General features: G+C 45.0%; 8 protein-coding genes and 1 tRNA gene. 2 read left to right on the top strand and 7 right to left on the bottom strand.

Annotated features, from left to right (window positions below; genetic code table 11):
• Positions 1-20 precede the first annotated feature (20 nt).
• A complete protein-coding gene (locus tag WBV27_RS04830) occupies positions 21-260 on the bottom strand; it encodes a SemiSWEET transporter (protein WP_288925013.1) in 240 nt (79 codons plus the stop codon).
• 228 nt (positions 261-488) lie between these two features.
• Between WBV27_RS04830 and WBV27_RS04825 the strand changes: the two genes are divergently transcribed.
• Positions 489-1,382, top strand: a complete 894-nt coding sequence (locus WBV27_RS04825; protein WP_424199916.1) for a MurR/RpiR family transcriptional regulator — start codon at positions 489-491, stop codon at positions 1,380-1,382.
• A gap of 66 nt (positions 1,383-1,448) precedes the next feature.
• On the opposite strand, the gene WBV27_RS04820 is transcribed toward WBV27_RS04825, so the two are convergent.
• The 4 genes from WBV27_RS04820 to WBV27_RS04805 form a co-directional block, all read right to left on the bottom strand.
• Positions 1,449-1,967, bottom strand: a complete 519-nt coding sequence (locus tag WBV27_RS04820) for a GNAT family N-acetyltransferase (RefSeq protein ID WP_424199914.1) — start codon at positions 1,965-1,967, stop codon at positions 1,449-1,451.
• 25 nt (positions 1,968-1,992) lie between these two features.
• Positions 1,993-2,445 (bottom strand): MarR family winged helix-turn-helix transcriptional regulator, encoded by a 453-nt coding sequence (locus WBV27_RS04815; protein WP_424199912.1) that lies wholly within the window; start codon positions 2,443-2,445, stop codon positions 1,993-1,995.
• A 309-nt stretch (positions 2,446-2,754) separates the two neighbouring features.
• Positions 2,755-3,111, bottom strand: coding sequence for a MerR family transcriptional regulator (locus WBV27_RS04810; RefSeq protein WP_424199910.1), 357 nt, complete (start codon positions 3,109-3,111; stop codon positions 2,755-2,757).
• 17 nt (positions 3,112-3,128) lie between these two features.
• Positions 3,129-3,887, bottom strand: a complete 759-nt coding sequence (locus tag WBV27_RS04805) for a carboxymuconolactone decarboxylase family protein (RefSeq protein WP_424199908.1) — start codon at positions 3,885-3,887, stop codon at positions 3,129-3,131.
• 183 nt (positions 3,888-4,070) lie between these two features.
• Between WBV27_RS04805 and WBV27_RS04800 the strand changes: the two genes are divergently transcribed.
• Positions 4,071-5,048 carry an aldo/keto reductase gene (locus tag WBV27_RS04800; protein WP_424199906.1) on the top strand — a complete coding sequence of 326 codons (978 nt, stop codon included), beginning with the start codon at positions 4,071-4,073 and terminating at the stop codon, positions 5,046-5,048.
• A gap of 377 nt (positions 5,049-5,425) precedes the next feature.
• Here the strand turns inward: WBV27_RS04800 and WBV27_RS04795 are convergent, their stop codons facing one another.
• Together WBV27_RS04795 and WBV27_RS04790 are read right to left on the bottom strand one after the other, a co-directional pair.
• On the bottom strand, positions 5,426-6,841 hold the full coding sequence (locus WBV27_RS04795) for a family 43 glycosylhydrolase (protein ID WP_424199904.1): 1,416 nt from the start codon (positions 6,839-6,841) through the stop codon (positions 5,426-5,428).
• 644 nt (positions 6,842-7,485) lie between these two features.
• Positions 7,486-7,569 (bottom strand) — tRNA-Leu (locus WBV27_RS04790).
• Between the last annotated feature and the right edge of the window lie 24 nt (positions 7,570-7,593).

The raw sequence follows: 7,593 nt of genomic DNA, 5'->3' as shown, positions 1-7,593 counted from the left end.
TGCCATAATGATCTCTCCTCTTATTTATATTTGATTTTATAAAACAAGATAATTGAAGCCAGTACCAAGGTGATGCCGTTCGCCGAAATGACGGCATAATCCTGGATGTTCCATCCGTGGATCAACCACAAAAATACGCCGACCACAAACATGGCATACATACCCAACGAGATGCCGGAAGTATCCTTTGTTTTGATGATCTGCCACGCCTGCGGAACGAAGGACAACGTTGTTAAAACAGCTGCGATGAACCCTATCATTACTTTCTCCCCCTACCGATATGGATGTGCGGCTCAAATGATTAGTTAGGCGGCTACATTCTTTTACAACTTGATTATAATGGATAGCGGAACAGAAACAATAACTTCCGGACACTCCGTAACACCGTTTACAAATTATTCATTTTTTTGCATCGGAATATCAAATAACATTCGCAAATATGATAGGATAGTCTTGAGGTTCAGACGAAACACGAGCGGAGGATTCAGATGCTTATCAGAGAACGGCTGGAGAATTTTGATTTCTCGAACAGCGAACAAAAGATAGTAACTTATATACTGGAGAAAAAAGCGGCCATCGAGGAAATGACAACCAAAGAGATTGCCGAGGCAACTTACACTTCTCCTTCCACATTGGTAAGGATTGCCCACAAGATGAACTTCAGCGGCTGGAGCGATTTGAAGGAAGCCTTCTTGAAAGAAGAAGAATATTTGCAGAAACATTTCAGTGAAATAAACGCCAACCTGCCTTTTCACCGTAATGATACCATCATGTCGATTGCAAGTAAAATTGCTGCCTTGGAAAAGGAATCCATCGACGATACCTTGTCGCTGATCACCCATGACGACCTTCAGAAGGCCATCCAGATCATCAGGAAGTCTTCCTATACCAGTCTTTTTGCAGTCAGCAACAACCTGTTGATCACGCAGGAATTCCAACACAACATGTCGCGGATCAAAAAACGGGTGGACATCTGCCTGCTGCAGGGCGAAACGATCTTCAAGGCGCGACTGGCGGATCCGTCCTCTTGCGCGATCATCGTCTCCTATTCCGGAGAAACTGCGATATTGAACGAAACAATCCAATATTTAAAAGCGAACAATATCCCCATCATCGCCATCACCAATATCGGGGACAATACGACCGCCCGGCTTGCGGATTGCGTGCTCAGAATCTGTACAAGGGAGAAGCTCTATTCAAAAATCGCCACCTTCTCCACAGACAGCGCCATTGTGTACCTACTGGACGTACTCTATTCCTGCATCTTTGCACTCGATTACGATGCCAACCTGCAGCTGCGGATCAGCACTTCCAAAATGATCGAAGCCGGCCGATCCTCAACAGTGGATATTATCAAGGAAGAGGATCACGCTTCTGGATGATAAAATATCAATTATGTCCGCAAAAAACCATCGCTTCCAACCCGGCGATGGTTTTTTGTGTACTGGTCAGCCCAGTTTTTTCGTCATGATGAAGTCGGTCTGCTCATCCTCGCCCATGAAAAACGAATGCGAACCGTTATGGACGAAGCCCATCTTTTCATAAAACGCGATGGCGTTCACATTATGTTCCCAGACCCCTAGCCAGATCAGATTTTTCCCCTGAGCGCGGGCGATTTCGATCGCTTTGTCGATCAGATATTTCCCGAGTCCTCTGCGCTTGAAGGCCGGCCGGATGTAAATCCGTTCCACTTCCAATGAATCAGCGTCCATTTTTTCCGTCAGGGCTGCATCGACATTGAACTTCATGTAGCCCGCAAGTTCCTTATCATCGTACAGAAAATAGAAGGTCGAACCTTCAGCCGAAAGTTCCTCCTTCAGCTTTTCCGGATCGTAGGACTTGTCCAGGTAAGCCTGCATGTCTTCCGGCGTGTTGTGGGCCGCGAATGTGTCCGTGAACGTTTCGATGCCGACTGCTTGAAGATCCGCCAAATCTTCGCTGCTGCATTTTTTCAGTGTGATTGCCATGTATGATGCACTCCTTATCTTTGCTTCAGTAGTTTCGTTTGTTGCCTTTTTTCACATATTCCCAGTCGCCTTCGACGTTTTTCCGGACCCTTTGGAGCAGACCGATGAGAAGCGCTGATTCATCTTCCGATAGCCCCTGCAGCGCCACCCGTTCCGAGTGCTCATTTTCCCTGCTGATGTTTGGGGAGATTGCTTTGCCTTTTTCTGTCGGGAAGATCCGTTTGATCTTTCTGTTAGCGGCGTCGGCTCTCTTCTCGATGAACCCGTTCGCTTCCAGTTTTTTGATGGCGCGCGAAGCCGTCGTGCGGTCGACTTTGATCATATCCGCCAGCTTTTCCTGGATGATTCCCGGATTTTCGCAAATCCGGATGAGGTACAAGTATTGCCCCCTCGTCAGGTCGTATTCCTTGAACTCGATATTCGCGATCGAATCCAAAGCCCTGGCTATCATGCCGATTTCGCGGAGAATTTCCGCCATAAAAACACCTGCCTTCTTCAGGAAATTTAGATAAAGGATACCGTATTTTTGTTGCATTTGCAACAATGATTCAAAGAAATAGAGCGGTGGCACTCCAGATGTCGGATATTCCCAAGTTATCCGACAACGAGCGGTACATTTGCTCTCAACTTGTCGGATATTCCAAGTCATCCGACAATTATTGCCGCATTTGCTCTCCGTTTGTCGGATTCTTCCAGTTTATCCGACAACTTTCGCTATACCAGCGGATAACAAGGCACCTCGGATGAAACTGGCACACAAAAAAGAGCTGGAACAAAAGTCCCAACCCTATCCTTTCAACATCCCGTCATAATGGGCAACTTTGCCTTTCATTTGCGCCAAGGTCTCCTGCAGTCCGCGGATCCTCTTTTCAAGCAGGTCGCACTCGTCGTCCCACAGATCCCGCCTGGTTGGAACGGTATGGAGGCCTTCTCCACAAAGGCGCACATAATCGATCAACGGCTCGATCGACACCCCCGCCGACCGCACCTCCATCACGAAATCCAGCCACTTCAGATCCTCATCCGAATACTCCCGGATGCCGCCTTTGACCCGTTTCACGGGAGGAATCAGCCCAATCCGTTCATAATAACGCAAACTATCGATCGATACATGCTTCTCTTTGCTGACTTGAGCGATTTTCATCTTTATCCCCTACGCTTTCAGCTTTCTTCCGGAGCGACTTCATTCAGACAATTCAACGCCGTCAATGTCCGCGGATACCCGATGAACGGTAACAGGACCGTGAGCGTGTCCAGCAGTTTTTGCTTATCATTGCCAACGCGGAGATTGTTGCGGATATGCCCTTTCATTTGTGGCTCCGCTCCGCCCATCGAAGCCAGCATGGTAAAAATCAGCAGTTCCCGTTCCTGGATCGATAACCCGCTGCGCGTAAAGAAATCGCCGAAACAGTTATCCGCCAAAAAAGTTGCGAAATGCTTCTGGTTCTGCGGCATCGTGTCCAGCATGTTATCCACTGTGTCCCCCGCAGCTTCGCGCACGATTTCCAAACCTTTTTCAAAACGGTTTTCGACAGTTGTGGTTGATTGACCCTCCAACGGCTGCGTGATCCCTCTTTCCTCCAACACTTCATTTGCCGCATGCAGGAAATCGAACACTTTCCCCAAGCCGGCATAAGGGACGGCCTGATAGACTATCTCCTTCAGCTCTATCGGCGTGACGCCTACATTCAAAGCACCCTTCGCCATCGCTTTGAACTCGTTCACGCACTGCATGGCGATCAAAGCAGCTAACAGCACTTTCTGCCTTTCCTTCACATCCAGACTAGTGTATTGCAGCACTTCATCAAACGCGAAATTATCAAAAACTTCAATAAATTCCGGATCCTTTTCAGCCAATATCGACACGTGCCCGGGAAACAGTTCATCATGGTTCTTTTTTGCAGTTTCGCTCATTTTCATCTTCCATTCCTCCTATTTCATATTTTTGTTACCCTCAGTTTAAATCCTGAAGTGGACTCCAAGTCAACCGTTACAGCAGCCTCTGAACAATATTTTTTATTCGTCAGAAAACACTTGTCTTGGAGTGAACTCCAACAGTTACAATAGGCGTATAATAAAAACAAAACTATTGGAGGCGCTAACATGGAATATGTGAAATTAGGGAATACTGGTATGGAAGTCTCAAAACTGTGTCTGGGTTGCATGGGCTTCGGAGAACCGGAACGCGGTCGGGAAAAATGGTCGATTGGTGAAACGGAAAGCCGAGAAATCATCAAAAAAGCTTTGGACTCCGGAATCAATTTCTTCGATACTGCGAACTTGTATTCAGCCGGATCCAGCGAAGAGATCGTCGGGAAGGCTTTGAAGGATTTCGCCAACCGCGATGAAATCGTCCTGGCTTCCAAATTATATTTCCCGATGTTCGAGGGGCCGAATGCAAAAGGCTTGTCCCGCAAAAGCATCTTCGCAGAAATCGATCACTCTTTGAAAAGATTGCAGACCGATTATCTGGACCTGTACATCATCCACCGCTGGGATTACGGCACGCCTATCGAAGAAACGATGGAAGCACTGCATGACTTGGTGAAAATGGGGAAAGTGCGTTATATCGGAGCTTCTTCCATGCATGCTTGGCAATTTGCGAAAGCCCAATTCATCGCCGAAAAGAACGGCTGGACGAAATTTGTTTCCATGCAGAACCTGTACAATCTGCTTTACCGGGAAGAAGAACGCGAAATGATCCCTTTGCTGCAGGACCAAAAAGTTGCGATGACGCCTTGGAGCCCATTGGCAGGCGGGAGACTGACGAGGGATATCGGTGCCGTCACCGCCCGCACCAGCCAAGCTGCGGAGGCAAATCTGCCTACGTATATTGTGGCTTCCGACAATGAAGTAATTTCGAGGGTCCATAAATTGGCCGACGAACGCGGCATCACCCGCGGCCAAGTCGCGACTGCCTGGATGCTGAGCAAAGACTACGTCACCTCCCCGCTGATCGGCGCGACAAAAGTGAAATATCTGGATGATGCCCTTGGCGCATTCGATATCGCATTGAGCGCCGAAGAAATCAAGTATCTGGAAGAAGCATACGTCCCAAGGAATATCACGGGATACAGATAAAAACGATGAAGGCCTGCGGATGGATGACTCGAGATAGCTTAGGCTGGGGAAGCCCGTCACCTCCGTTTAGGAGTGATTCGCCGGAGGTAAAAAAACAATCCAGACACTCAGTTCCGGCTAAGGGGTGCTCCCCGGAACTCATTGAAAAAAAGACATCTGAACTCCGGCGAACACTCGCTTCGCCGGAGTTCAGATGTCCCGTGGTGAGAAGTAAACTTGCCGCACACTGCCATTCTCTTTGGGTCATTTAGCCAAATTTCTTCGGGTGAAAAATGGAATTGTGGCGATATTCTTCAGCATAATAGTTTCTCGAAGTTATCAAACTAAAAATGACAAATACTACTCTGACTGATACTAACTCGACTTTTATCAATCTCTTATGATTCTATCTTTAGATGACCTTCAATAGCCCTGATTGCCCAATCACCACCCTTAGCTTGGTACATCCGATTTGAGAGAACAATTTCATCATCTAGATAGAGAACAACAATATCATTTTCTAAGACCAGTTTAATATTTACACTTGATCGATCAGCAAAGTCAAAGGGCATTTGAGTTTGTGGATCATAGTTTCCCACCATATCTAAAGGGCGATTATAGTATGCGACTGTATTTAGTTCTGTATCAAAAATAATATTTAAATTCGATTGGTTTTCTTTACTATTAAATTGAAAGGCCCATTTTTTCGTTTGTTCATCTAAGATGACATTTCCAGAATAAAGAACGGTTTCCTCATTAGCATTAAAAGCTATTGATTGACCTTCAGAAATTATCTGATCTGTAAAAGCTATCGTATTCACCTGTTCTTTAACGCTTTCAGGTAACGTCGGTAATAGATGATCATCCTTAGCTATCAGTTCATGGACAGCAAGATTACCTGCCCAATTATAGTTTTGATTGTCACGATGTTGTTCTTTTGTTGGAATCCAACCTACTACATAAAGTTTTTCTCCATCTGTTTCTAATCTTCCCGCATAAAATCCGGAACTATCCCAATGATCTAAGTTAGCTGGTTTGACGAAAGGTCCATTGACACTATCCGCAATACGGTAATGAACGACACGTTGATCCCATTGATCCGAAAAAGCCAAATACCATTTTCCTTCAAAAAAGACTAGTGAGGAACACTCTAAATTGGAATCGTTTCCAAAATCGTTTTCAAAAAAAACACCTTGATCTTCCCATGTTATTAAATCCTTTGAAGTATATCTAGCAATAACACCTGTTCCATTTTGACGAGCTGTAACAAGCATCCAATACTCCTGAGAATCTTCTTCGTAAAACACAAAAGGATCTCTGAAATCATCTGCTTCATACTGTGTACTAGCGAAAAACGCGTGCTCTGGCTGCTTATTCCACTTGACTCCATCTTTACTGGTGGCATGCATAATTGCTTCCTTAGGTGACAACGATCCATTATGGCCGGTATAAAATGCATGATACAATCCATCTGAATCAATTATTACAGAACCCGTTCCTAAGGCTAACTCCTGATCATTATGATCATTTACAAACGGAATCACTTCACCATGATCTGTGTAATTAATAAAGTCAGTCGTCGTCATTAAACTGATCGGATGAAAACCAATTTGATCATCACGTAAGTCTTCTAAATAATAAATCATAAATTCCTTGCCATTAAAATAAGGCATTGGATCTCCTACAAAGCTCTCATTCGAGCGTGGATAAATTTGTTGGATCGTTGTTTTATTGGAAAAAAGATATGGTTTACTTACCAAGAAAAAAACTCCAATGACGGCAATGCTTAGACCAATACTTAGCCATTTTTTCAATTTAGCCCCTCCTATTACTTTTTTGGAAACGTTTCCGTTTTTAAATATAACATTTTAAAGTTAAATTGACAAGATTAATCCATTTGTTTTTGCTATAATTTTTTTTATTATATAAACTGAATGCTAGTACATACATAGCCAAAGAAAGCGCAAATTATATTATTCTCAACAAAACGAATGATGGTAATGTGAACTACTCCCACTTAGCTAATCCTTGTGGATTAACGCTTGAAGTGGGAGCTTCCTACGAACTCCTTCCTTGCCTGCGTATGTCTTTGCAACGCAGAGGGAATGAATATTGAGTAGGCTCGAAAGGTAGTACCTGCCTCATTATTTTTCTTTTACATTGTTCTTTTTTCCATGGTTAGTCTCTCCCTCGAGTGATTAGTCCCACAAGTTTAACTGGCCTTAACGAAACCGTCCAGTTTAGTGTAAACTATCCAATTTCTGTACGTCAGTACGAGTGTTTGCGTCCGACTTCCTTCAGATTACAACTCACGGTGGACACCATTGTCATTCACTAACAGTTCCTACTGCAAAGTCTGTATTGGGCTTTCACCACAAAGTTATCACCCAACGCCGGGCACACCAAAAAAAACAAGCCCAGAAAGATGGAAACCATCTCTCTGGGCTTGTTTGTGTGATACCGGCGGCCGGGGTCGAACCGGCACGCCCTCGCGGGCACTGGATTTTGAGTCCAGCGCGTCTGCCAATTCCGCCACGCCGGCATGATATGAAGAATGCAATTTTCC

The sequence above is a fragment of the Trichococcus sp. genome, from assembly GCF_049589555.1.
Taxonomy (GTDB): domain Bacteria; phylum Bacillota; class Bacilli; order Lactobacillales; family Aerococcaceae; genus Trichococcus.
The sequence above is the reverse complement of the archived record's forward strand: the minus strand, read 5'-3'. Positions and strand labels throughout refer to the sequence as shown.